This is a genomic window from Maribacter sp. MJ134, from assembly GCF_003970695.1.
Lineage (GTDB): Bacteria > Bacteroidota > Bacteroidia > Flavobacteriales > Flavobacteriaceae > Maribacter.
Genome location: NZ_CP034570.1, coordinates 970,554 through 995,342, shown reverse-complemented (window position 1 = coordinate 995,342; position 24,789 = coordinate 970,554). Strand labels below are relative to the sequence as shown.

Below are 24,789 nucleotides of genomic sequence, written 5' to 3'. Positions count from 1 at the left end.
CGGTTTATGCTGGCGTTAAAGAAAAGTATTTGTTGATTAATTTCTTGAAAGTAGCATCCGATAATGGTTTTTGAGAGAAATCCGCAATGTAAGGATTAGCGGTTGCCTTGGCTTTGTCTTCAGCGTTATCACTAATTGTAACTAAAACAATCACAATTTGTTCTTTCAACTCCTGAGGTACTTGTTCCTCGTACATTTCCATGAATTTCCAACCGTCTACAACCGGCATTCTTAAATCTAACATTACCATACAGGGCATAGCTAGGTGGTCTACACCTTTATCTAGGATGAAATCTAAGGCCTCTTGACCGTTTAGAGCGGCATTAACCTCCACTTCCAGCCCTAATTTATTAATGAATATGGAATGAAGAAAGTTACTGGCTTCGTCATCGTCTACCAATAAAATTGATTTTAAATTGTCGAATTTTCTCATAGTTAATTTGGTCTAAATTTTAAACGTCAGAAATTACGTTAACAAAAATACTAAAAAGTCTTATGTAGAGAACTTACCAGTCTATGATTTTATTGCCTAAACTTGATAAAATTGCATTCGTTCTTGAAAAATGTTGGTTACCGAACCAATATCCACGATTTGCACTTAGTGGGGAAGGATGTCCAGAAGTAAGGATACGATGTTTATCGCCATTGATGAATTTAACTTTCTTTTTGGCAAATCCGCCCCACAGCAAAAATACCAATTGTTCTTTTTCTTCGGACAAGGTCTTGATAACTGAATCGGTAAACCTTTCCCAGCCTTGGCCCTGATGACTGCCTGCCTCGTGTGCCCTTACTGTCAGCGTAGCATTAAGTAGTAATACGCCCTGATTGGCCCATCGCTCTAAATTACCACTCTGAGGGTACGGCACACCTAAGTCGGTCGTAATCTCCTTGAAAATATTGATAAGTGAAGGCGGATGCGAAATGCCATCCTTCACTGAAAAACATAGACCATTCGCCTGACCAGGTCCGTGATACGGGTCCTGCCCTATAATCACAACTTTTGTTTGGTCGAACGGACAATGGTCAAAAGCCGCAAAAATATCGGCACCCTTGGGATAGCAGGTATGCGTTGCGTATTCTTCCTTTATAAAGCTTGTTAAACTCTTAAAATAGTCCTGCTCAAACTCATTTTGCAGTTTTTCTTTCCAACTGGGATGTATTTGTATGGACATGATGTAATTTATGGTGCTAAGCTTCTAGCCTTCTGATAAGTGGTAAAATTAGTCAAAATTCAGGCGATTATGCCATACATGTCCCGTTTGAAATGAATGAACTAAAAGTTTAACTTCGTAATCGTCCAAGAAACGAAGCCCTTGGCCCGTTAGTACCTTGTTTGGATAAACAAACCCTTTTTAAAAAACAGATGACTCACGTTTTAATAGCACAAATGAAGCAATTCACTGAACTATCTTCAGAGGAAGTTTTGGCCATTGAACAGAGTTTTCCCATACGTACGTTTGCTAAGGGCGTCTTTTTATTAGAACAGGGTCAAGTGGCCAAAGACGCTTATTTTGTCGTTGCGGGGTGTGTCCGGAAATATTATCGAAGCGATGGCGATGAGCTTACGGTAGATTTCTATACGGAAGAGCAATCCTTCGCAGATTTTGAGAGTCTGTCCCATCAAACACCCTCAAATTACTGCTACGTTTGCACAGAAGAGACCACATTAGCCGTCTTAAACGCCGATCAGGAAGCGGCTTTATACCAAAAATTCCCTCGGTTTGAGACTATCTGCCGGGTAGAATTTGAAAAGATGATGGGCGCAAAAGTAGCGGATTCAAAGCGTTTCGGCCATTTAAAACCTGAAGAACGCTATGTACAACTACGGAAAGAGCGACCAAATCTCATCCAAAGGGTCCCACAGTATCAAATCGCAAGCTACCTTGGCCTTACTCCACAATCGCTAAGTAGAATACGAAAAAGGCTAGTCCGCTAAAACAAAATTTCTACTCGATAATTGAGCGTAAAAATGCCCCAATCTAATTTACTGCGTAAAGGTCATTTATTAACTTAAGTGAACGATTCTTTATAGGCATCTCGCTTTACTTTGTACTAACCAACCAGGACGCAAATCATATTTTTATTGTGCGTTTTACTTGGTCATTATTAATAAAACAATACGTTGTGCATATAAAAACGAAACTATCCACGCTATGGGTAGTAGTAATGCTGAATCTTATTTTTGCGGATATCCTTTCTATCATTGTTCAATTGATAGACCAAAGCGCTCTAGAAATAATGGGTGATGATGTGCGATTAACTATGGCAATTGCCGCGGTAATTACCAACATTCCCATACTCATGATTTATTTTTCGCGTGTATTACCGTACAGAATCAACCGTTTGCTGAACATCATAGCGGCCATTTTGACGCTAATATTCGTAATTGGAGGTGGTAGTACCCTACCGCACTATCTTATCTGCGCTGGTATTGAGGTAATGCTGTTATTGTTCATTATCTATAGTGCCCTTCAATGGTCATCCACTCCATAAATTGTAAGTCACATAATCCATATTAAAACGATAGGGTCAGCGGATTTCAATTTTAAGTTATCTTTGATTATCAAGTGATCACATTCCACTTTGAAAAATCTAGTATGAGAAATGCAATAATATTCCTGCTCTTCCTATTTGTAACATCAGTCTTTTCACAAGATACTGGCTATAATGTTTCTTCTTACCTGACAGCGGGTACCAAGGCACCCAACACACATTATATTGGAGAAGCCTGGTTGAACGCCATTATTCACGATGATGCCGAATTGGGCTACAATATCACCAAAGCTACCTTTAAAGCAAATTCTACCTTAGATTGGCATAAGCATAGTTCTGCGCAAGTTTTAATTATTGTAGAAGGAGAGGCCTATTATCAGGAGAAAGGAAATGCACCTATAATTTTGAAAGAGGGTGACGTTATTAAGTGCGATAAAGACATAGAACATTGGCATTCTTCCACCAAAACAAGTGACGTAACCTATTTGGCCTTGTATGGAGGCGACCAACCAACAACTTGGACCGAGGTGGTGACGCAAGAATATTACGACGAGGTGGCCCTAACACTGAAAAAATAATGACTTTTGCCACTATTTTTAAGATTTAGCCATCTAAACTAATTTGGTAAAGATTTTCAAAAACTCTTTAGACTTATGCTTTTCTCATTCTTGGGAGGCCAAATAAATTACAGTATCTTTCTACAATATTTTATTTCATTAAAAGACCGACTCAATTTCAATTTTATAATAAATCGTTTTTATGCGTACTACTAAATCCAAATTTCTAACTAGTTTACTACTTTATACGGCCCTTGGCTTCGTGATTAGCTGCACGGAGCAAGTCAATACCACAGCTGCAAAAAAATCCGAAAACCTCGTCAATCCGGAAGATTGGCCCGCCATTAAAGCGCTACCCTTGGACCCCAAGATTGAATCGCAAATAGATGAGATATTGCCCAAATTAACTTTAGAACAGAAGGTAGGACAGGTAATTCAAGCCGATAATGCTTCGGTTACCGTGGAAGATGTTAAAAAGTATCGCTTAGGTTCCGTTCTAAGTGGCGGTAATTCAGCACCAGGTCCACTGCCCTACGCGAACACCAAGGAGTGGTTGGAGTTGGCGGATGCCTATTACAACGCTTCCCTTGACACAACCGGTGTTGAAATAGCTATTCCTACGATTTGGGGAATCGATGCCGTACATGGCCATGCCAACCTTAGCGGTGCAATCGTATTTCCCCACAATGTTGGGCTTGGGGCGATGCGCAATCCAGACCTTATAGAAAAAATCGCCAATATTACCGCAAACGAGCTTACCGTCTCGGGTCACGATTGGACCTTTGCACCCACTCTAGCGGTACCGCAAGATATACGTTGGGGCCGTAGTTACGAAGGCTTTTCTGAGGACCCAGAAATAGTCGCATCGTACGCCGGTCGTATCGTTTACGGATTACAAGGTCGTTTCGGCGAAGATGATTTTATGGGCGCAGGTAGGGTAATCTCCAGTGCAAAGCATTTCTTGGCCGACGGAGCAACCGAAAACGGTGTGGACCAAGGTGACGCTTTGATCAGTGAGGAAGAATTGCGAAAAGTACATGCTGCCGGATACTATGAGGCCATACCGGCAGGAGTCCAAACGGTAATGGCTTCTTTTTCTAGCTGGCAGGGTAGAAAACTCCATGGAGACAAGGAACTACTGACCGATGTCTTAAAAGGGCGTTTAGGATTTAACGGTTTTGTCGTGGGCGACTGGAACGGTCATGGGCAGGTTACCGGTTGTACGAATACGGATTGTGCTCAGTCATTAAATTCGGGGCTTGACATGTTTATGGCCCCTGACAGTTGGAAAGGTCTCTACGAAAGTACCCTGAACCATGTAAAAAACGGAGTGGTACCCATGGAGCGATTGGATGATGCGGTACGCCGTATCCTACGGGTAAAAATCGCTTCGGGCATATTTACCAAAGGAGCGCCCAGCACTCGGAAATATGCGGGAGACGAAAGTATTTTGGGACTTCCTAAAAATAGGGCAATCGCAAGACAAGCCGTACGCGAATCTATGGTTTTACTCAAAAACAACAATGGCGTATTGCCGTTGGACCTTACGAAAACCATTATGGTGGTGGGTGACGGTGCTAACAGTATTTCCAAAGCCTGCGGTGGCTGGACGCTATCGTGGCAAGGTACGGGCCACACCAATGACGAATTCCCTAATGGCGAAACCATACTCGACGGAATTAAAGAAGCTGTTGGTGAAGCGGGTGGTCAAGTAATTTTTTCAGCAGATGCGGAAAGTAACCAGACCGCTGATGTGGTTATTGCCGTTTATGGTGAAGACCCCTACGCAGAGTTTCAAGGGGACCGCAAAAATCTGGATTTTGTACCCAACGGTTTTGATACGGGTAAACTGGTTAAATTTCGTGAAAAAGGTATTCCCGTTGTTTCCGTTTTTCTTTCTGGCCGTCCTTTGTGGAGTAATCCCGAGATAAACTTGTCGGACGCCTTCATTGCAGCCTGGTTGCCGGGCAGCGAAGGTGGTGGCGTATCGGACCTCCTGTTCCAAAGAGACCCGTCTTACGATTTTACAGGGCGTTTGTCGTTCTCATGGCCAAGCACGGCAGTGGTAACCGATAACACCGCTAATCAAGATGCGGAAAGGTTGTTTGAACTGGGCTATGGACTGAATTATGAAAGTAAGGACATAGTGGAGCAACTCCCAGAAGCATCTGGCCTAGAAAATAGTGAGGTAGCCTCAACAGGAGTATTTTACGCCAAAGGTGCGCCGGTTGCTCCGTGGAGTTTATGGCTTAAATCAGGAGATTTGGATAAGCAAATAGCGAGTTTCCCAACGTCTGTTGGCGGATTGATCGTTAGTAAGACCGACCATAAGGCGCAAGAAGATGCGTTACGTATCAATTGGACAACATCCGGTAATGATCAGCTGCGATTAACTGCTGCCGCTCCTGCGGATATGGCCCGCGAAAGCAATGGGGCTATGGAATTGACCTTCTCGGCAAAATCCATGACCAAAAGCGATGTGATGGTTAAAATTGGTATGGGCTGCGATAAGAATACCGCTTGTGAACAAACCCTTGACATTAATATTACCGCAAACGCATGGAAAGAATACCGTATTAGCCTAAGCTGTTTTGATAAATTAGGCGTGGATATGAGTAAAATCCGCACAGCATTTATGATTACCGCAGATGAAGGCGTAGAAATTGGACTGGGCGCTATTCGTCTAGAATCGGACATCGATGCGAAGCCCGGATGTGACGGAAAATAATGGCTTGACTATTTTTTTAACTAGGCAACAACGAACTATTCTGTTAGTTGTTGCCTAGTCTGTTTTATGGTAGGGATGCTTTACGACTTATGTAAACTTTAATCCACCGAGCTCTTGACATACAAATTTGGAAAAGCCACCTTCGTTAACAAAACATAAATAGAGTTACTGCTCCATCTATCTTTATGTTGTAAACATTTGGCTACAGAACTAAATTTTGTAGTCTATTTTTTTATCATTATATTTGACAAATTTTGTCAAGTCAAAATATGGAAAAAAGCTTCGGAAAAACAATTCGCAAATTGAGAGAGGAAAATAATCTTCTTCTAAGAGAGGTTTCCGCAAAATTGGAAATTGATGCTTCTATTTTAAGTAAAATTGAAAACAACAATAGAGTAGCAAAAAAAGAACTTGTTAAAAAATTCTCCAAAATATATAAGGTAGATTACAACGAACTATTAATAATATGGTTTTCTGATAAAATAGTAAATGAGTTAAAAGACGAGAATAATATTGGTGAAATATTAAGAATAGCAGAGCAAAAAATAAAAAATGGGAAAGAATAAATTGATGGATTATCATCGCTTTTTGGATGAAGCTGGGGATACTACATTCTATGGTAAAGGGAAGAAAAACATTATTGGACAAGATGGAGTGTCGAAAACCTTTATTCTTGGTATGATAAAAGTGAAGGACCCATTATATGAAGTCAGAGATAAAATAAATGCGCTTCAAGATAAAATTATTAATGATGAATTTTATCACGTTCCAAGCGTTTTAAAGAAGCTTAATAAAACAGGATATTATTTACATGCGACAGATGATTTGCCAGAGGTTAGAAAGGAAATGTTTGACTTAATGAAAACAATAAATTGCAGTTTTGAAGCAGTTGTTGGAAGAAAAGACATTGAGCGGTATGAAACAAAACATAAGGGTAAAGAAGAGTACTTTTATGCTGATTTACTGTCCCATTTACTTAAAAACAAACTCTCAAAACACGACAAACTCGTTATGCACATTTCAGAGCGTGGAAAAAGCACCAAAAACCATAATTTAGAATTAGCATTTCTCAAAGCCAAACAAAGGTTTGCTAAAATTAACGGAAACAAAGAATCAAAAACTGAAATAGTTTTCAATGTAAATTATCCAACAAAAGACCCATTACTAAATTTAGCTGACTATTTCTGTTGGACTATTCAAAGAGTATTTGAAAGAGGAGAAGTTAGATATTATAACTTTATCAAAGACCAAGTGAAATTGGTAATTGACTTGTACGACACAAAAAAATATGATGGGTGGAAAAATTACTATGACAATAGAAAAAATCCATTAACAGCTAAAAACAAAATAAGCCCACTAAAACACTAATTCCAAATTAAATTTGAAATAACGACGTGGAGTCGACTTTCGTGTTTTGCAGACTTAACAGTTGCAAATATACAAAATATTTAAAAATTAATAAAAAATGTATTCCAATACATTTTTTATGCCTGAGATAAACCTTTCTTTTATTTATAACTTAAAAACGTTACATCGGTCGGAAAATTATTTATTCAATTACGCACTCCTTCCCATATAGAGCACAGACGGCAGATTCTTCCAATTCCTAATCTCAGACCCAATCCGTACCTTTGCCGCTCCTTAATTAATAAAAGTGGCTAACATACATACCAAAACGCTCCAAGACTTAGAGTTCCCTACGGTTTTACAACAGGTGGCTAGCCGTTGCAATACCGAGTTGGGCAAGGAGGCCGCCATGGAAATAGAGCCTTTGTCCACCAAGGAAGAAATACTTAGGGAACTGGGAAAGACCTCGGAATATCTGGGCTCTTTCATTAGTGAAAACCGGATTCCAAACCATGGTTTTGACAGTATTAGTAACGATTTAAAGCTTTTAAAGATTGAAAATACCACTTTGGAGCTATCGGGCTTTCGGCGTATTGCCGGTCTGTGCAATACCGTGGCAACGCACCAAAAATTTTTTAAGAAATTTAAAGAATACTATCCCTTACTGCACGAGTCCGCCTCAACATTGGAGACCAATACGGAAATTCCGCTCCTTATTAATGCGGTAATTGACCGCTTTGGGGAAATCAAGGACAATGCCTCCGACACCTTATTGAGCGTAAGACGACAGATGAACCACGTACGCGGTAAAATAAGTCAAAGCTTTGGGAGTGCGCTGGCCACGTACCAGTCATCGGACTATTTGGACGATATTAGGGAGTCTGTTGTGGAGAACAGGCGTGTTCTTGCCGTTAAGGCCATGTACCGCAAGAAAATTAAGGGAGCGGTCATGGGTACTTCAAAAACAGGCAGTATAGTTTACATAGAACCAGAGGCCGCCTTAAAATATAGCAGGGAACTGAATAATCTGGAGTTTGAGGAGAAGGAAGAAATCCAACGAATCCTGAATCAGCTTACCTATCAAATAAGACCATTTAGAGGGCTTTTAAGCGATTATCAAGATTATTTAAGTCAGATTGATGTTACGGCGGCGAAAGCCAAGCACGCGCAAGATATTAACGCCATAATGCCCAATAGCAATGAGGAAAACCGTTTGTACCTCCGAGATGCGTATCATCCTTTGTTATTTCTGAGCAACAAACGTAAGAATGAAAAGACCTTTCCACAAACGATAGAACTACACCCGGAAAACCGCATCATCGTTATTTCCGGACCCAATGCCGGTGGTAAAAGCATCACGCTAAAAACTATTGGCCTGCTTCAGGTGATGGCACAGAGTGGTTTGCTGATTCCCGTGCACGAGCGTAGCGAGATTTGTTTTTTCGATAAGATTCTAACGGATATCGGGGACAACCAATCCATTGAAAATCATTTAAGTACGTACAGTTACCGCTTAAAGAACATGAACCAGTTTTTAAAGCGCTGTAACGACCGTACCTTATTCCTTATCGATGAATTTGGAACAGGGAGCGACCCCGAACTGGGCGGTGCCCTGGCCGAAGCCTTCCTAGAGGTTTTCTACGAGCGTGGTTCCTATGGTGTAATCACCACCCACTACGCCAACCTAAAAGCTTTAGCGAACGAACTTCCGCACATCAGTAATGCGAACATGCTTTTTGATGGTAAAACCTTGGAACCAACGTTTCAATTAATATTGGGTCAGGCCGGTAGTTCCTTCACCTTCGAGGTGGCGCAGAAAAACGGCATCCCCTACTCGCTTATCAACAAGGCGAAGAAAAAGATAGAGCGGGGTAAGGTGCGTTTTGATGCCACTATTGCCAAATTACAGAAAGAGCGCAGTAAAATGGCACAAACCGGTTCTCGATTGCAAGAAGAGGAATCCAAGGCAAGGGAGGAAGCGGCCCGATTGGAGAAGCTGAACGCCAAAATAAAATCCAAACTAGAGAATTACCAAGAGCTGTACGACCATGACCAGCGGATGATACAGCTGGGTAATAAAGTAAATACAGCTGCTGACAAATATTTTCAGGATAAAAAGAAACGGCCTTTGGTTTCAGAGTTACTACGTATCGTAGAGACCGAAAATAGTAAGCGTAAAAAGAAAACCGCTAAACAAGCCAAGGCAGACCGTTCCAAAAAGGTGCAAGTAGCACAAGAAGTGCAGAAAGAGGTAAAGGTTATTCGAGAGAAAAAGAAGGTGGAAAAGAAAAAGGCCATCATTAAGGAAAAGAACAAACCAAGACCTGTTTTTAAGCTAGGCGACCGTGTGCGTATGCACGATGGTAAGGCCGTTGGCAGTATTGACAAGCTAGAAAAAGGAAAAGCGACCGTAAACTATGGCATGTTTACTACCAATGTGAGTGTGGGACAATTGGAATTGGTAGAACGTAAGAAGTGAGAGGCTAATAAATTTGATTATCAAGCGGTTGTATTATATCGTATACGATTTTAAGATGCTCTGTAATACGTTAAATTCTTTGTTCTATTCTAAATTATATGGGCTTTTAATAAGAACAGCCGGCATCAAGTTGTTGAACCCAACCTGAGCGGCCGACTGTGTTTTTCTAAATTATTTTGTCCGAGTTATTATAAAATGCGCGGTAATACCTTTCTTAAAATTCAATTTTACTGTATCTGGCACATTTATTTTTAAGGTGTTCAAAACAACTAGTTTTATACCTCCTGCATCGCCCAAGCTTTCATTAACTAAAAAACCATAATCGTACAACTCTCCCATGCACTCCACATAATCAGTAGCCATATTAGGCCTGTAAGGCTTAAATGTATAGTCATGATCCTCTATATCATGAGTTTTGTTATCCTGCACATCAACAAACTCTTCCTTACTAACTCTCCAAGTTTCCCCGTCTTCTAAGCCATTGTTATTGAAGTCCAGTCGCTCACCTCCCACGGTCATTCGCAATCTCAAATAGCCATTAACTTCTGTATCGGTCGCCTGTGTGCCTGTTATTTTAGAAATTACTGCGAAATATTCTGGGTAGGCTAAATCACAATTTCTTACCTGGTATTCAGTTGCTAAAACTATTCTTGCAGCTGGAAAACCCTGTTTTACATAACTCAACTTATAGGCCAACGGAGCTCCTGGAGAATCTTTAGAATAATTACCACCTTCTGCAATAAAATCATATATTTTAGAAAGACTGTCATCACCTATAGTTTGTGCAGCACTCGCTCCAGAACCACCAATTATCAATGCTTTGATACTCGACTTTTCCAAAATCTTTTTTGATTCTACATCAAGTTCAAAATCTCCTTCTCTCTTGCCTGCATCTATTGCAGCATCAAATGCAGATTTTATTTCTGAAATACTAGATTCAGATTCCACAGTATACAAAACCATTCGACCATAAGTTACTGAAGAAACATATACTGGATTGGTAGCACCCAAACTTTCAATACTTGGCAGACTGGTAAACAAATCACTCGGAGATTTACCTGGGGAATCCAAATCCAAGGTAAAATATTTTTGAATGAACTTAAGCACATACTTTTTCTTAACCGTTGTGGAATTAAAATCAAAACTGCCCGAAATATCCTTGGTTTTGTCCCGATAATTGGCGCCAAGTGCTACGGCCAACTGTTGTTCCGAATATACCTGAGACTCCTCTACAACAAGTTGAGCGGGCGTGGCACCTGTAACCTCTCTGTTTAATAACTCATTAATACCTTGTCGCACCTCGCTAAGATTATTGGGATTATCAATAGTTACACTTGGGCTTCCGTTAATATTACTCAACGAAATAGACATCGTAATAGGCGCCCTATCTACATTAATTCTTGAATATTCGCCAGTTGGAATGGTTTCTCCCTTTAGCATGGCGCCAGGGTATATAACATCAGTAGTTGGGTCTAAAGTAAATAGCTCATTGAAGCCAGGTGCACCTTTAAAGGTTTGAGTAAAACATTCAAATTCAGTAGAGCCTTCTCTTTCTGGGTCGGTTGAGGCTGTCTCTACTATACTAGATTCATCAGGTTGGCTAAAAGCGGTTAAATTGGCCACTGCCGTATTAAAGTCTGAAGCGTCTTCCTCAGAAAACTCTGGTTGTTCAGGTCCTGGTTCTACTTCACCTTTACTACAACCATTGCAGGCTAAAAAAATTAAACTTAATACAGACACGTAAATACCTGTTTTAAGAATTGATTGATTTGTTTTCATAATTTCTTGGTTTTTAAGATTCAACACTCCAAACCTAGACTTCAAAACAGCTCAACCATAATTTTGAATATGGACAAAGTATGGACAGATACTGCCTAAAATCATCAAAATAACCATGGACAGCATAATGTTTAATTCTTCAAAAATTATTATTAAATATCTGTTATTCAGTATTTTAAATATTAATTCAGTTTTTTAATGCTGTGTAAAAACATGGACATAGTATGGACAGGCGGTTTTATGGATAAGTAAAGATGAATTGATAGTGTAAAATATTTAGTTAACTTGGTATAACCGCTTATTTCTGCCTTATGATTAAGAAACAGCTCTTTTTAAGCATTTTTATTTTATTTCAATTTCTTTCACTGAATGCGCAAGATGACGCATACAGATATCGAAAAATTGATAGTATGCTACAGCTATTGAAAACCCAAAAAGACACTTCACTGGCATATACCTATATGGCTATTTTTTCAACCTATGTCACACGTGACTCTGAGAAAGCCAAACCCTACCTAGATACAGCCCTCGTTATGTCCAAGACACTAAACAATTCTAAAATCAGGGTGCATTTGCTTAAACATCAGGGAATATATCATCAAAATAGAAGTGAGCACGATAAAGCATTGCCCTATTTTAAAAAAGCCATTGATTCGTGTATCGCAAATGAAAATAAGCCTTTATTACAGATTATCTACAACAATATGGGCATTGCGCAAAAGTATCTTGGCGACCTCAAGGGGTCAATGGACTCCTATCTTAAATCCATTGAGGTAAGTAAAGAAATTGGTGACACAGACGATTATAGGGCTCCAAGTTATATGAATATTGGAAAATTACATGCTCAACTTGGAAACTTAAAAGAATCCAATAAATATTATGGACTGACTGAAGCAATTTGCGTTGAATATAACTTGGATTATGGATTGGCAATTACACGTTCCAATATAGCTGAGAATATGGTTACCGAAGGGAAACATGCGGAGGCTATTCCGCTATACAAACATGCCCTAGGGTTCTTTGAAAAATCAAATGATTGGGCTGAAATAGGTGAACAATACAATTTCATAGGTGAGGCCTATTTCAATTTAGATTCCTTGGCGAAATCCAAATCCTATTTTAACAAAGCCCTGCAAATAGGGAAACGAATTAAAGAAAAGAAGATGCTCATGGATAGTTTTCAGAATTTGGGTCGCATAGCAAGCAAGCAAGGAGACTATAGAAATGCATTAGCCAATTTTGAAGAAAGTCTTCGCATTGCCAAGGAGAACAAGAACAACCTTGAAATGATAAAAATTTATCCTGATTTAGCAGAAGCACATGCGGCCTTAAGACAATACGATGAGGCTTTTGAATACAGCAGATTGCATTTTGCAAAATATGATTCCGTTTTTCAAAAGGAGAAGGTTAAACAATTCAATGAACTTGAGGTAAAATACCAAACAGAGAAGAAAGAAGCAGAAATAGCCCTACAAGAAGAAGAAATTAATACGCTAAATGCAAAATCTAGGGCTGATAATCTTCAAAAAGGTCTTTTTGCTGGGGGTATGGCGGCTACCCTAGCCTTATTTGGACTCTCCGTATTTGGTTACCGACAACGTATCAAAAAGAATCGAATCGCCCGTGAAAAACAAGAAGAAATCTATAAAAAGGAAATTGAGCACAAGCAAAAAGAATTGACCAGCCAAACGCTGCACCTTGTACAAAAGAATACCTTTATTCAGGAGCTGATGGAAAACTTAGAGAATGTAAAAAACTCACCAGACAAGTTTAAAACAGAGTTTAGGCGAATAGTTATGCTCTTGAAAAAAGAAAATGCCTCGGACAAGGACTGGGAAGTGTTTAAAACCTATTTTGCAGAAGTCCATAATGATTTTGACCAGAAATTGAAAACACTTGCAGCTGATATCTCCGAAAAGGAAATACGCTTGGCTGCTTTTCTACGTATGAACCTGACTACCAAAGAGATTGCAGCCACCTTAAATGTATTGCCTGATAGTATTCTAAAATCAAAATACCGACTTAAAAAGAAATTAGGACTGGATAAAGAAACCGATTTGACCAGTTTCTTAAATACTTTATAAAATTTAGGTGTTGCACCTCTCCTGGCATATCTTTGTTACGTGGAAGTAACTAAGAAAATTATTCTTTTTGACGGCATTTGCAATCTTTGCAATGGCTTTATTCAGTTTGTTATCAAACGTGATACTGCGGACACCTTTCGCTATGCTTCCCTGCAAAGTGAAATTGGTCAAAAACTGGTGTCGGAACGTGGAATCGATACCGCACGAATTGATTCGGTCGTTTTAATTGAACCGGGAGTTGCCTATTACATCAAATCGGACGCTGCCTTACAAATCGGTAGTCACCTTAAGGGTTTTCGAACCATTTCAAGAATTTTATACTTGATTCCTAGTGATTTACGGAATATCATATACGATTTAATCGCGCGCTATCGCTATGCCTGGTTCGGAAAAAAAGATGCTTGCATGATTCCAACACCGGAACTTCAGTCCAAATTTCTATAAATCCGCTCACTGTTGGTCTCATTTTCCAACATACAGAACAAAGCCTTTTATTTTAGACTAGAATTAATCGTATACGATTTAAGCGGTCTTTACAACTGGTATGAGGTCTCAAATATTTCATTTGAACCAAGCTGATATCGTTAAAAATTTAATCTTTGCGGCACATTTTTTAAATATGACAACAAAAAAGAAAAAGAAAAGAGCCTACAAGAAGAAACGATATGCCGTTCCCGTGAGTATCATTGCTTTCTTAATTCTTTTAAGATTGCTTTTACCCTATGCAGTTAAAAACTATGTCAATAACGTGCTTGCGGAAATCCCTGGTTACTACGGTCAGGTAGATGATATTGATTTGGCTTTATGGCGTGGGGCCTACGTAATCCACGGACTGTACCTCAACAAGGTAGAGGCATCCTCGAATGTTCCCTTTCTCGACTTTGAGAAAACGGATATTTCTATGGAGTGGAATGCACTTCTGGATGGTAGGATTGTGAGTGAAATTACAATGACCCGGCCCAAGTTCATCTACGTATTCGAAGACCAGCAGGTAAATGGCACTGAACCAGAAGTAGAGGACTGGTCCAAGGCGCTTACCGACCTTGTGCCCATAGACATTAATCATCTAGAGATTATAGATGGTACTGCAGCATTTGTTCAACTGCAGGCCGACCCTAATATCGATTTAAACTTAAAGAACATTCAACTTTCAGCATCCAACCTTAGAAACGTGGTGCAAAAAGAGCGCACCCTACCCTCAGAAGTTCATGCCACCGCGGTTTCTATTGGTAATGGTTCGATGCAGCTCGACGGAAAAATGAACATTGTTAAAGAAATACCCGATATGGATATCGCTTTATCCATTACCAATGCCGACGCCACCGCACTGAACGATTTTACAAAACACTATGCCAAGATAGATTTTGACAGCGGTACGTTCGAAGTTTTCGGGGAAATAGCCATTGCAGACGGATTTCTAAAGGGTTCCATTAAACCGATTATCAAGGACAGTAAACTTATTGGAAAGGATGACGGCTTCTTGGGAACGCTATGGGAAGGTTTTGTTGGCTTCTTTAAGTTTGTGCTTAAAAATCAAAAAAACAATACCTTGGCCACTAAAGTGCCTATTGAGGGCGATTTGAATAATGTTGGTCCCAAGATATGGCCTACTGTTACCGGAATCTTTAAAAATGCGTGGATACAGGCCTTTAAAGGGGTTGTGGATGACGACATTGATTTTGAAGATGCGGCCGAAGAAGCGGATAAAGCCCAGGAAAAGGAAGAAAAAAGGCAGGAGCGCAAAACAAAGCGGGAAGCCAAGAAAAATGAGGACTAAAAAGACGTATCTAAACCTATTTAAGATTGTTCAAGATAAAGTCTAGCGTTCTATTGGTATTGTTATTCTGTTGGTACGCTAAATTCTCGTACCTATTTTTCTGTGCAAGACCTACATCCAGTAGATGTTTTATTACGGGCTCGTAGTCTAAGGAAACCTTTCCGGCTAAAAGTGAATCCATGCTCTTCTCCTTTAAGTAGCGCTTATAAATTTTCTTTAGACCGCTTAAGTACAAACGGTCTTTCGTAAACCCACCGCCTCGGTGCGCACGTAAGGTAATGGAGAAGGCATCATTTCTGTTGAGTTTGTACTGGCTATGTATCAAATCGAAAGTATCGGAAAAACTATACCCTTTAATCAGACTATCCGAAGCCAATACCCGATACGCCAACTCCTTCAATCGTTTTAAAGTCAGTGCTCCGCTCATATATTCGCTGAAAACGGCCAAGCCTTCCTGGGTTTCTACATTCTTTGGAAAACCGTTTGAAAAAATTTTTAACGGTTGGTACATCCCATTATAAGTAGTAACCAAGTGCACTCCTATCTCATGGTTGGCAAGGGTGAGCAACTGGTTCTTGCTGAATTTTGTATTTCGCTTAATGAGTAAGGATTGTGACGCATTGCTGACCATAGCATCCGCGGCAATATGCGTAGAGAACTTAATGTTCAACGGAAAATCGTACTGATCGGAAAATTTCTCGAAATATGCTTTCGCCTCTTCTGCCGTATATATCTTATCCATATCCGAAGATTCCGGTTCATTGGCATAATGAAGAATAAATTGGGCATTTTGTACATCTTTCTCGGTCGGTGAACCGTACACCCGCAGGGAATTGTAATAGAAACGCTTATCCTGACCTATGGTTTCAATACATTGAACCATATTGGAGTAGTAATAAATGATGTCTTGATACACTTGACGTATCCGTTCATCCGTAATGCGTTCCAAACGTTGTGAAAAGAAAAGACGGTGTAACTTATACGCATCAAATTTTAACTTGGGGTATCTAAAAACGGGGTCTTCGGTGTATTTTGAAGTAAAGAACCGGTTTTTTGCCTTCTCTATATTCAAAGGATTCACATAGCTGAGCAATTCAATCTTCTTTACCAAACGGTCTAGATTGGCATCGACCTCAAAAAGGTCGGCATATTCCTCCTGCAACGCAATCTGTTGTTTTTCTCCTATCATCCTAAATAATCCTGAAACTCTTTGAGCTGTAAAGGTATCAATTCTTTTAACTGTGACTCCACGGAACGCACTACCTCGGGATAAATTATACCCTCATATTCATTACAGTACACTTTAGCTATTTCCGTGGCCAAAACCAAGGTATTTTTAAAGTTTTGGGTGATGTACTTAAGAAAGTAGCCATTACCTTGAAAAGTATCATTTATTTTTGAGGTCGATTTTATACCGTTCGGTAGATTCATCGTTCCTAATCTTTTGCTCCACGCTGCGGCCAGCGCCCCAAATCTTTCATTATCAATATTGGAGGTGCCTAAATTCCAAGTGGGTACTTCCCTATCCCATCTTTTCCAATTGTAACTATGAATGTCAAAAACAAGGGCTTTTCCGTACAGTGCCTCTATCTTCTGAACCAGTGCCTGTACTACCCTATAAAAATTCTGGTGCTTTTCTAAGCTCTCTTTTCGCTCTTTGGCCGAAATTGGCATTTTCCATAGCTTTTTACCCCAAGCATCCTCGTAAATGGCGGTTTCAGGAGCTCTGTTAAGGTCGTATTCAAATCTGCTATCGCGACCGGCAATAACAATAGGGTGCGATTGTACCATTTCTTTTGTACAAGGGTCTTCTTCATACCACCGGTCATGTTCCGTATGCAAGCAATTCTCCCAAAGCGTTTTTCTAAATTGATGACCATCGTGGACCGCTCCGCAGATGTAGGGCGCGTAATTCGCAATCTTAATGGTAAAGGAGTAATCCGCGGAAACCGCCTCAAAGCGAATTTCCGCATTTATATTGGAAATGATATCGGCAATGGAAAGCTTATGCATTTTCTACCTCGTTACGGAGACGGGAACGTCTGTCAAACGCCTTTAGCTTATCGATTACCTTACTTTCTACAAAATCGATGACCTTTACTTGTATCTTGGTTTTGTATACCTTGTTCATATAGGTAACACCTCCCGGGGACATGACATTGACCTCAACTAATTTCCCTCCTATAACGTCAATACCCACAAAAAAGAGTCCGTCCTTAACCAATTTTGGCCCTATTTGTTTGCAAAGTGCCTTCTCTTGTTTTGTTAAGCTATGCTTTGCCACAGTACCACCAGCAGAAACATTGGAACGGTGGTCGTCCGTACCCGGAACCCTTTTCATGGCGCCGATCACTTCCCCGTTTAAAAGAAGCACGCGTACATCTCCTTGGTCCGCCCCTTCTATATATTCCTGAAGTATCACATAGTTCGATGTACCGTCCGGATTGGTGATGTAAAAATCCAACAAGGACTTTATGCTGCTCATGGCCGACTTTTCAATCAATATGACGCCCGAACCGCCAAAGCCGTTCAAAGGCTTCAAAATCATCTTATCGGCTTTAGCCTCCTTGATTTGCTGAATAAGGTAATTTTTATTTTTGGAGACATGGGTAGCCGGAATAATATTACTGTGGGAATCGCCAAAAGCAGCAGTATACAGTTTGTTATTGGCTTCCCTGATGCCTTGTAGGGAATTCACAATGAAAACGTCGTCCTTGACCGAATCCAAAAAATTGAGCATTATTGGGTCCAGCGGCGGATTGGCCCTCATAAAAATAACATCGAACCCCGCTAGCGGTAACATTTCTTCACGTAGGGTAGCCTGCTTATAAAACGATTTTAAACTTGTGGAAACCTTATCCATACGGTTAAGTACCGTACAAAAAGCGTTCGTAACACTGTTTCTTATGGTGAGATTCGCCGGGGAACACAAGGCAACACCATGTTTTCGTTTTACACATTCGTGTATCAACGCTAAACTGGTATCGTTTTCCGGGTCTATTTCTTCCCAAGGATACATTAAAAAGCAAATGTTCATTTTCAACCGTTTTATTGTTTCTATTTTACTTCGTCATAATGGTCGTCCCAATTCGCCGCCTTCGGATGATCATGTAATTTATCTACCGATTTGGCCACTATAGTGGCCACTGTTGCGTCACCCGTAATATTAACAACGGTTCGCAACATATCCAATGGTCTGTCCACCGCAAATATCAAGGCAAGGCCTATGGCATATTTATCTGGCGGAAAGCCAACGGATTCCAATACGATGACCAGCATTACCATTCCGGCACCCGGAACCGCCGCGGTTCCGATAGAGGCTAGAAGCGCTGTTAAAACTATGGTCAATTGTGCTGGCAGAGGAAGGTCAAAACTCAAGGCCTGCGCTATAAAAACAGCGGCTATACCCTGATACAGACTAGTCCCGTCCATGTTTACCGTTGCCCCGACGGGAAGCACAAAGCTAGAAACCTCCTTGTCCACCCCAATATGCTCCTCTACCCGCTCCATAGTAACCGGAAGTGTAGCCGCACTTGAACTTGTTGAAAAGGCAAGTAATTGTGCGGGACTCAGTTGTTTTAAGAACCAAAAGGGATTCTTTTTTGCAAATACAGAAACTAATGTTGCATAGAAGACTATCATCAAGAACAAGCCCAAAACTACCACTCCCGCATATTTCAAGAGTGCCAGCAGAATTTCCGGGTCGCTAGAGGAGACGACAACATTGGCTAATAGGGCGAATACGGCAAAAGGTGCGGTAAGCATTATAAGATCTACCATTTTTAAGACCACGTCATTTAAGGAATCAAAGAATTTCTTTAACGGTCTCGCACTTTCCTCTCCAATTAACAACATGGAAATTCCCATGAAAATGGTAAAGAAAATAACCTGTAGCATCAATTGATTGTTTCCCAAGGCACTGACCGCGTTATCGGGAACCATATCTTCTAAGAACTTCAATGGTCCGCTTTCTTTTTGACGTGAGGCTTCCTCCAATTTAGCAGTGACCCCTTCATCGTTGGCGTAGGTGGATGTCAATTTCTCGATGGTCTCTTCGGAAATACCATTTCCGGGTTCTATAAGGTTCACCAATACAAGGCCCAAAATAATGGCTACCGTGGTGGTACCCACATAAATACCTATGGTTCTAAGGCCTATATTCCTAAATTTAGAGATGTCCTTTAGGTCAGAAATACCCTTGATCAAGGATGCTAAAATCAGTGGGACTGCAATGAGCTTGAGTAGTTTAATAAATATGGTTCCTAGTGGAGCGATCCAATTGATCACAAATTCTTTCCCCCAGTCAAAATAGGTCATTCCGAAACCAAAAAACAGTCCCAAAACCATACCTATCATTATCTGCCAGTGCAACGCAAGTTTCTTCATACCTAAATTTACATTAGGTCAGTAAGATACCATTTTGAGAGGTATATGTCCAAAAAAGAAAACCTATAATTTAATAGTTCTGTTCAAAAGGGTGTAATCTGCCAGAACCATAGCGGTCATCGCTTCGACTATAGGTACCGCTCTTGGCACGACACAAGGGTCATGCCTGCCTTTTCCTTGGGTTTTCACGGTATTACCTGCTTTATCGATTGTCTCATAAGCCTGTATGACCGTGGCTACGGGTTTGAAAGCGACATTAAAGTAAATGTCCATTCCGTTGCTTATTCCTCCTTGTACACCACCACTATAATTAGTCTTGGTAGAACCATCCGAATTGAATTGGTCATTGTGCGCGCTTCCTTTCATCGTTACGCCTTCGAATCCGCTGCCATATTCAAAACCTTTAACGGCATTGATGGATAACATTGCTTTCCCCAATTCGGCATGTAACTTATCAAAAACGGGTTCTCCAAGGCCGACAGGTACATTCTTTGCCACACAGGTAATAATTCCGCCAATGGTATCTCCTTCTTTTTTAATCGATTTGATGTAGTTTTCCATCTTTTTGGCTGTCTCCGGGTCCGGGCAACGCACGTCATTGGACTCGGTTAAAGAAAGGTCCAAATCCAAATAGCTTTTTTCCAGTTTTAGTACTCCAACTTGGGAAACAAAAGCGTTAATTTCTACACCCTTAAGAAACTGCTTGGCTACAGCACCGGCCACTACCCTACTTGCCGTTTCCCGGGCGGAGCTTCTTCCGCCACCGCGATAGTCCCTGAAACCATATTTCTTATCGTATACGTAATCTGCATGAGAAGGACGGTACGAGTCCTTGATATGGCCGTAGTCCTTGGATTTTTGATTTGTATTATGGATAGCGAATCCTATTGGTGTTCCTGTGGTCTTCCCTTCGAATATGCCGGAGAAAAATTCAACTTCGTCCGGTTCCTTACGCTGCGTCACAATGGCCGATTGTCCTGGTTTGCGTCTATCCAAATCTTTCTGAATCGCATCCATATCCAGAACTATCCCGGAGGGACACCCATCTATGACGCCTCCTATTGCCTTACCATGTGATTCTCCAAACGTACTTACCCTAAATAGGTTTCCAAAAGTATTTCCTGCCATGCCTTCATTAAAAGTATAGAAACAAAGGTAATTTTTAAATCCATCAAAGAAAAATACTGAGCTTACTTAAGATTAAATTAAACTTAGCCCTTGTACGTAAGGATTACTTAACACTTTGCTGATTTAAAGATGACGTACTTTAAATACAAGCTATATACCATTAGGTTTAATTTTGTGACAAATTTGAATCTTGAAAAAAAGAAAGCTAGATATTGTAGTTTTATCTGACCTACACCTAGGTACTTATGGGTGTTATGCCGATGAGCTCTTGGTCTACCTTAACAGTATAGAACCTAGGACATTGATATTGAACGGAGCCATCATAGACCAGTGGCCCTTGAACACCAATAGTTTTCTCCCATCACATCTCAAGGTCATTCAAAAAATCAATGCCATGGCCTCCGAAGGTATTGAAGTCCATTATGTCAAAGGAATTCATGATAAAGCACCTACAGATCTTTTCATAGATCATGTAAAAGTGTATGAAAATCTAGTGTTGGATGTAGATGGAAAAAAAACAGGCTTCTTTCACGGTGCAATTCTGGTACATCCTTTCTTCAATTTAAGCTGGTTCCGCAAATTTGGAAGACACGCCTTCGGCCTATTACGTTACAATAGTAAATTAGTCCATTGGATTTCAAGAAAAAGCATCATAGCAAAATCCGTCTTATCTAAAACGGTCAACTATAAGAAGAAGAATACTGATTTTACCGAACGTTTTAAGTCCACGGTTTCGGATATAGCCAATGCCAATCATTATGATACCGTAGTCTGTGGTTACCTCCATCAACCTGAAAAAACCATTATAGAAAGACCGAACGGCAATGGCAATATCTTGTATCTCAATGCTGGCGATTGGGTGTCGCATTTATCGGCGTTGGAATATTCTCTTAAACGTTGGAAAATCTACAGGTACGAGAATGACAAGCTTGCACCATTCTTCATGGATGCCGAGTTAAAGGAAATGGATATGAACACGCTCGTAAAAAGAATTACTTCCAAGAAAGAAAAAACCGAGAAGGCAACTCATTAAGGAAGTAAGGCCTCTTTTAAAACACTTACCGGATGTTTGGCCACTCTTTTGGTACCATCAAAAATCTGGTGCCTACAACTGGTGCCGTTTGCAGCAATTATGGTTTCCGAGGTGGATTTGTTTACCGCCGGAAATAGTTTGAGGCTGCCAATGTTCATACTTACGTCGTAATGTTCCTTTTCGTAACCAAAAGAACCTGCCATTCCACAACAACCGGATGCGATAATCGTAACCTTGTAATTTTTAGGAAGATTAAGTACATCAAACGTAACCTTTTGATTGCTCAAGGCCTTTTGGTGGCAATGATTGTGAATTTTCACCTGTTTCTCTTCTTCCGTGAATGCACTTGCATCGATTTTATTATCCTTGATTTCATTGGCCAAAAACTCCTCTATTAAAAAAGAAGCGTCCGCAATCTGTTGCGCCTCTTCAGCGTTTTGGGACATTCTTTTGTATTCATCCCTAAAGGATAAAATAGCGGACGGCTCCAACCCCAAAATAGGCCATCCCTTTTTACTGAACTCTAATAAATGTTGACTGTTCCGCTCAGCCAATTTTTTGGCCTGCTTTAGAAACCCTTTGGATAGGAAAGTTCTACCGCTTTCTGCATAAAATAATTCCACATCATACCCTAAACGTACCAAGACCTCAATAGCGTCCTTACCTACTTCAATATCAAGAAAACGTGTAAATTCATCTATATATAAAACAACTTTTCGTTTTTTACCAATGTGTTGTTTTTTTAAATTTTGAAGGTATTTATCGAAATTAAAACTATAGACTTTTGGGAGACTTCTTTCTTGCGCAACACCGCTCGCATTTTTAAGTAAACCGCCTAGTGTTTTTGATTCATAGACCGTATTCGTTAAACCAGCTACTTTGCTCCCTATTTTATTCAATTTGGTATTGTATGCAAAGAGTTTGCTTCGCAAGGGATAGCCATTCGTTTCCTGAAGTTGATACAAAAATTCTGCTTTGAGAGTTGCGATGTCTACATTGCTGGGGCACTCGCGAGCGCAGGCTTTACAACTTAAACATAGGTCAAAAACTTCTTTTAACTCCTTACTGTCAAAAGCGTTGGTATTTTCAGGGTTGGTCAATACCTCTCGTAAGGCATTGGCCCTTCCTCTTGTAGTATCCTTTTCATTTTTGGTGGCATGGTAACTGGGACACATACCGCCCGCCATGTGGTGTGTTTTTCTACAATCCCCACTACCATTACATTTTTCTGCGGCTTTTAAAATGCCCTCACTATCCGAAAAATCCAAAAGGGTTGCCACATCAGGTTCTTTTCGGTCAATCTCGTAACGAAACGATTGATCCATAGGATATGGGTCTACAATTTTACCGGGATTAAGGATGTTGCTTGGGTCAAAATAGGTCTTAATCCTTTTGAGTAGTTCATAGTTCTTGTCCCCAATCATTAACGGAATAAACTCCGCACGTACAATACCATCCCCATGCTCTCCGCTAAAGGAACCTTTATATTTTTTTGTCAGTTTTGCGACATCCGTAGTAATGGCCCTGAACAACTTCACGTCGTCGGATTTCTTAAGATTCAGAATAGGTCTTAGATGCAACTCACCCGCACCTGCATGGGCATAGTAAACTGCCTTTTGGTCATAACCTTCCATAATCTGGGTAAACTCACTAATAAAATCCTTGAGGTCTTCTAGTGCCACCGCAGTATCTTCTATACAGGCAACTGCCTTCATATCCCCAACGATATTGCCCAGGAGACCAAGTCCTGCTTTTCGTAGTTCTATTGCCTTCTTAATATCAATGCCCTTGAGTACCGGGTTGGCATAACTTAGTCCGGATTGCGCAATAGTAGCTTGTAATTCATAAATCTGTTGGTCTAATTCCGCCTCGCTATGTGCACTCACTTGGAGCATTAATAAGGCTTCCGGGTCACCATCTACAAAAAATCGGTTCGCTAGTTGTTGTCGATTGTTCTTAGTGCAATCCAAAATCACCTTGTCCATCATCTCGCACAGCTGCAAAGGGTGTTTCATAACCGGGGCTACATCTAAAAGACAGTCCCCTAATGTTCTGTAATGCGTAACGACCATGGCGGAGTGCCTTGGTGGCAAATCATCCAGATGCAAGGTAATCTCGGTGGTAAAAGCCAGGGTTCCCTCGCTACCACAGAGAAGACTGGCCAAATTCAAACCGTCTTCAGGTCCGCCAAAAAACGAAGATTTCAGCAATTCGTCAACGGCATATCCCGTGTTTCTTCTATGAATTTTAGGTTTTGGGAATTGTGCAACTATTTCATCCTTTATTTGCTTATTTGATAGTTCTTTATATATGTTCTTATAAAGTGATGATTCAAGTGTGTTATTTGTGATTTTATCTTCGAAATCGGTTTTGGTAATGCTTCCGAACTCCGCCTCGCTACCATCCGACAAGATTGTTTTCAAGGACACCACTTTGTCCCTAGTAACACCATATTGAATAGATGTTGTACCAGAAGAATTATTTCCCACCATTCCGCCGATCATACAGCGATTAGAGGTTGAGGTGTTTGGCCCAAAGAATAGTCCAAAGGGTTCTAGGTACTGATTAAGTTCGTCCCTAATAACTCCAGGCTGTACGGTAACTTGTTTCTTTTCTTTATCGAGCGCTATAATTTCCGTGAAACTTTTAGAGACGTCCACTACGATTCCATCACCGACACATTGTCCGGCAAGTGACGTTCCGGCCGTACGGGGAATAAGCCCTATCTCGTTTTTATTCGCAAAATGTATTAACCGTTTAATATCTTCCTTGGTTTTAGGCAAAGCTACGGCTATCGGTATCTTACGGTAAACAGAGGCATCTGTAGCATATAGACTTTTCGTAAGCTTATCATCCAGTAATTCGCCCTCTAGGTCTGTCGCTAGATTGGAGAGTAATTTATTATTCAACTTGGCACAATTTTGGCTACTAAATTAAGTTTTATTGTTTGAGCTACATATGCAGAAAGCTCATTTTATTCATTAATTAAAGAAGAACT

Annotated in this window: 20 protein-coding genes; 11 read left to right on the top strand and 9 right to left on the bottom strand. The window is 40.4% G+C overall.

What is annotated here, in order from left to right; translation table 11 throughout:
• Window positions 1-4 precede the first annotated feature (4 nt).
• Both EJ994_RS04330 and EJ994_RS04325 read right to left on the bottom strand, forming a co-directional pair.
• Entirely contained in the window at window positions 5-433 is a 429-nt protein-coding gene (locus EJ994_RS04330) for a two-component system response regulator (protein WP_126591367.1), read from the bottom strand.
• Between the two features lie 73 nt (window positions 434-506).
• The gene (locus EJ994_RS04325; protein ID WP_126591366.1) at window positions 507-1,172 is read right to left on the bottom strand and encodes a uracil-DNA glycosylase; all 666 of its coding nucleotides are present in this window, start codon (window positions 1,170-1,172) and stop codon (window positions 507-509) included.
• Between the two features lie 215 nt (window positions 1,173-1,387).
• Here EJ994_RS04325 and EJ994_RS04320 point away from each other — a divergent pair, with 215 nt between their 5' ends.
• The 7 genes from EJ994_RS04320 (at window position 1,388) to EJ994_RS04290 (ending at window position 9,604) form a co-directional block, all read left to right on the top strand.
• Window positions 1,388-1,936 carry a Crp/Fnr family transcriptional regulator gene (locus tag EJ994_RS04320; protein WP_206507170.1) on the top strand — a complete coding sequence of 183 codons (549 nt, stop codon included), beginning with the start codon at window positions 1,388-1,390 and terminating at the stop codon, window positions 1,934-1,936.
• A gap of 188 nt (window positions 1,937-2,124) precedes the next feature.
• Window positions 2,125-2,493 (top strand): DUF6326 family protein, encoded by a 369-nt coding sequence (locus tag EJ994_RS04315; protein ID WP_126591364.1) that lies wholly within the window; start codon window positions 2,125-2,127, stop codon window positions 2,491-2,493.
• Between the two features lie 104 nt (window positions 2,494-2,597).
• Window positions 2,598-3,071: a cupin domain-containing protein gene (locus tag EJ994_RS04310; RefSeq protein ID WP_126591363.1), complete on the top strand. Its 474-nt coding sequence runs from the start codon at window positions 2,598-2,600 to the stop codon at window positions 3,069-3,071.
• 181 nt (window positions 3,072-3,252) lie between these two features.
• Entirely contained in the window at window positions 3,253-5,778 is a 2,526-nt protein-coding gene (locus tag EJ994_RS04305) for a glycoside hydrolase family 3 protein (RefSeq protein ID WP_126591362.1), read from the top strand.
• Window positions 5,779-6,047: 269 nt separating this feature from the next.
• Window positions 6,048-6,344, top strand: a complete 297-nt coding sequence (locus EJ994_RS04300; protein WP_126591361.1) for a helix-turn-helix domain-containing protein — start codon at window positions 6,048-6,050, stop codon at window positions 6,342-6,344.
• Entirely contained in the window at window positions 6,331-7,146 is an 816-nt protein-coding gene (locus EJ994_RS04295; protein WP_126591360.1) for a DUF3800 domain-containing protein, read from the top strand. The genes EJ994_RS04300 and EJ994_RS04295 overlap by 14 nt, the downstream gene beginning before the upstream one ends.
• Window positions 7,147-7,432: 286 nt before the next feature.
• Window positions 7,433-9,604 (top strand): endonuclease MutS2, encoded by a 2,172-nt coding sequence (locus tag EJ994_RS04290; RefSeq protein ID WP_126591359.1) that lies wholly within the window; start codon window positions 7,433-7,435, stop codon window positions 9,602-9,604.
• Between the two features lie 171 nt (window positions 9,605-9,775).
• On the opposite strand, the gene EJ994_RS04285 is transcribed toward EJ994_RS04290, so the two are convergent.
• The gene (locus tag EJ994_RS04285) at window positions 9,776-11,383 is read right to left on the bottom strand and encodes a thiol-activated cytolysin family protein (protein ID WP_126591358.1); all 1,608 of its coding nucleotides are present in this window, start codon (window positions 11,381-11,383) and stop codon (window positions 9,776-9,778) included.
• Window positions 11,384-11,793: 410 nt separating this feature from the next.
• Here EJ994_RS04285 and EJ994_RS04280 point away from each other — a divergent pair, with 410 nt between their 5' ends.
• The 3 genes from EJ994_RS04280 to EJ994_RS04270 all read left to right on the top strand — a co-directional run bounded on the left by EJ994_RS04280 (window position 11,794) and on the right by EJ994_RS04270 (window position 15,244).
• Window positions 11,794-13,467 (top strand): tetratricopeptide repeat protein, encoded by a 1,674-nt coding sequence (locus tag EJ994_RS04280; RefSeq protein ID WP_164721420.1) that lies wholly within the window; start codon window positions 11,794-11,796, stop codon window positions 13,465-13,467.
• A gap of 39 nt (window positions 13,468-13,506) precedes the next feature.
• Window positions 13,507-13,911, top strand: coding sequence for a thiol-disulfide oxidoreductase DCC family protein (locus tag EJ994_RS04275; RefSeq protein WP_164721419.1), 405 nt, complete (start codon window positions 13,507-13,509; stop codon window positions 13,909-13,911).
• A gap of 175 nt (window positions 13,912-14,086) precedes the next feature.
• A complete protein-coding gene (locus EJ994_RS04270; protein WP_126591355.1) occupies window positions 14,087-15,244 on the top strand; it encodes a DUF748 domain-containing protein in 1,158 nt (385 codons plus the stop codon).
• Between the two features lie 16 nt (window positions 15,245-15,260).
• On the opposite strand, the gene EJ994_RS04265 is transcribed toward EJ994_RS04270, so the two are convergent.
• The 5 genes from EJ994_RS04265 to aroC all read right to left on the bottom strand — a co-directional run bounded on the left by EJ994_RS04265 (window position 15,261) and on the right by aroC (window position 20,758).
• Window positions 15,261-16,433: a flavohemoglobin expression-modulating QEGLA motif protein gene (locus tag EJ994_RS04265; RefSeq protein ID WP_126591354.1), complete on the bottom strand. Its 1,173-nt coding sequence runs from the start codon at window positions 16,431-16,433 to the stop codon at window positions 15,261-15,263.
• Window positions 16,430-17,257, bottom strand: a complete 828-nt coding sequence (locus tag EJ994_RS04260) for an N-formylglutamate amidohydrolase (RefSeq protein WP_126591353.1) — start codon at window positions 17,255-17,257, stop codon at window positions 16,430-16,432. The genes EJ994_RS04265 and EJ994_RS04260 overlap by 4 nt, the downstream gene beginning before the upstream one ends.
• A complete protein-coding gene (gene gshB, locus EJ994_RS04255; RefSeq protein ID WP_099575048.1) occupies window positions 17,250-18,281 on the bottom strand; it encodes a glutathione synthase in 1,032 nt (343 codons plus the stop codon). Before gshB ends, EJ994_RS04260 begins: the two co-directional genes overlap by 8 nt.
• Window positions 18,282-18,301: 20 nt before the next feature.
• Window positions 18,302-19,630: a dicarboxylate/amino acid:cation symporter gene (locus EJ994_RS04250; protein ID WP_126591352.1), complete on the bottom strand. Its 1,329-nt coding sequence runs from the start codon at window positions 19,628-19,630 to the stop codon at window positions 18,302-18,304.
• A 63-nt stretch (window positions 19,631-19,693) separates the two neighbouring features.
• The gene (gene aroC, locus EJ994_RS04245; RefSeq protein ID WP_126591351.1) at window positions 19,694-20,758 is read right to left on the bottom strand and encodes a chorismate synthase; all 1,065 of its coding nucleotides are present in this window, start codon (window positions 20,756-20,758) and stop codon (window positions 19,694-19,696) included.
• Between the two features lie 190 nt (window positions 20,759-20,948).
• On the opposite strand from aroC, the gene EJ994_RS04240 reads away from it, so the two are divergent.
• Entirely contained in the window at window positions 20,949-21,791 is an 843-nt protein-coding gene (locus EJ994_RS04240; protein WP_126591350.1) for a UDP-2,3-diacylglucosamine diphosphatase, read from the top strand.
• On the opposite strand, the gene EJ994_RS04235 is transcribed toward EJ994_RS04240, so the two are convergent.
• Complete coding sequence (locus EJ994_RS04235; RefSeq protein WP_126591349.1) at window positions 21,788-24,700, bottom strand: FAD-binding and (Fe-S)-binding domain-containing protein; 2,913 nt, start codon at window positions 24,698-24,700, stop codon at window positions 21,788-21,790. The genes EJ994_RS04240 and EJ994_RS04235 overlap by 4 nt on opposite strands.
• Window positions 24,701-24,789 lie beyond the last annotated feature (89 nt).

Coding starts and splice junctions, on each gene's coding strand:
- EJ994_RS04320 (WP_206507170.1), top strand. CDS start 1,388: ATGAAGCAATTCACTGAACTATCTTCAGAGGAAGTTTTGGCCATTGAA.
- EJ994_RS04310 (WP_126591363.1), top strand. CDS start 2,598: ATGAGAAATGCAATAATATTCCTGCTCTTCCTATTTGTAACATCAGTC.
- EJ994_RS04325 (WP_126591366.1), bottom strand. CDS start 1,172: ATGTCCATACAAATACATCCCAGTTGGAAAGAAAAACTGCAAAATGAG.
- EJ994_RS04270 (WP_126591355.1), top strand. CDS start 14,087: ATGACAACAAAAAAGAAAAAGAAAAGAGCCTACAAGAAGAAACGATAT.
- EJ994_RS04285 (WP_126591358.1), bottom strand. CDS start 11,383: ATGAAAACAAATCAATCAATTCTTAAAACAGGTATTTACGTGTCTGTA.
- EJ994_RS04260 (WP_126591353.1), bottom strand. CDS start 17,257: ATGCATAAGCTTTCCATTGCCGATATCATTTCCAATATAAATGCGGAA.
- EJ994_RS04280 (WP_164721420.1), top strand. CDS start 11,794: ATGCTACAGCTATTGAAAACCCAAAAAGACACTTCACTGGCATATACC.
- EJ994_RS04250 (WP_126591352.1), bottom strand. CDS start 19,630: ATGAAGAAACTTGCGTTGCACTGGCAGATAATGATAGGTATGGTTTTG.
- gshB (WP_099575048.1), bottom strand. CDS start 18,281: ATGAACATTTGCTTTTTAATGTATCCTTGGGAAGAAATAGACCCGGAA.
- EJ994_RS04295 (WP_126591360.1), top strand. CDS start 6,331: ATGGGAAAGAATAAATTGATGGATTATCATCGCTTTTTGGATGAAGCT.
- EJ994_RS04265 (WP_126591354.1), bottom strand. CDS start 16,433: ATGATAGGAGAAAAACAACAGATTGCGTTGCAGGAGGAATATGCCGAC.
- EJ994_RS04300 (WP_126591361.1), top strand. CDS start 6,048: ATGGAAAAAAGCTTCGGAAAAACAATTCGCAAATTGAGAGAGGAAAAT.
- EJ994_RS04305 (WP_126591362.1), top strand. CDS start 3,253: ATGCGTACTACTAAATCCAAATTTCTAACTAGTTTACTACTTTATACG.
- EJ994_RS04330 (WP_126591367.1), bottom strand. CDS start 433: ATGAGAAAATTCGACAATTTAAAATCAATTTTATTGGTAGACGATGAC.
- aroC (WP_126591351.1), bottom strand. CDS start 20,758: ATGGCAGGAAATACTTTTGGAAACCTATTTAGGGTAAGTACGTTTGGA.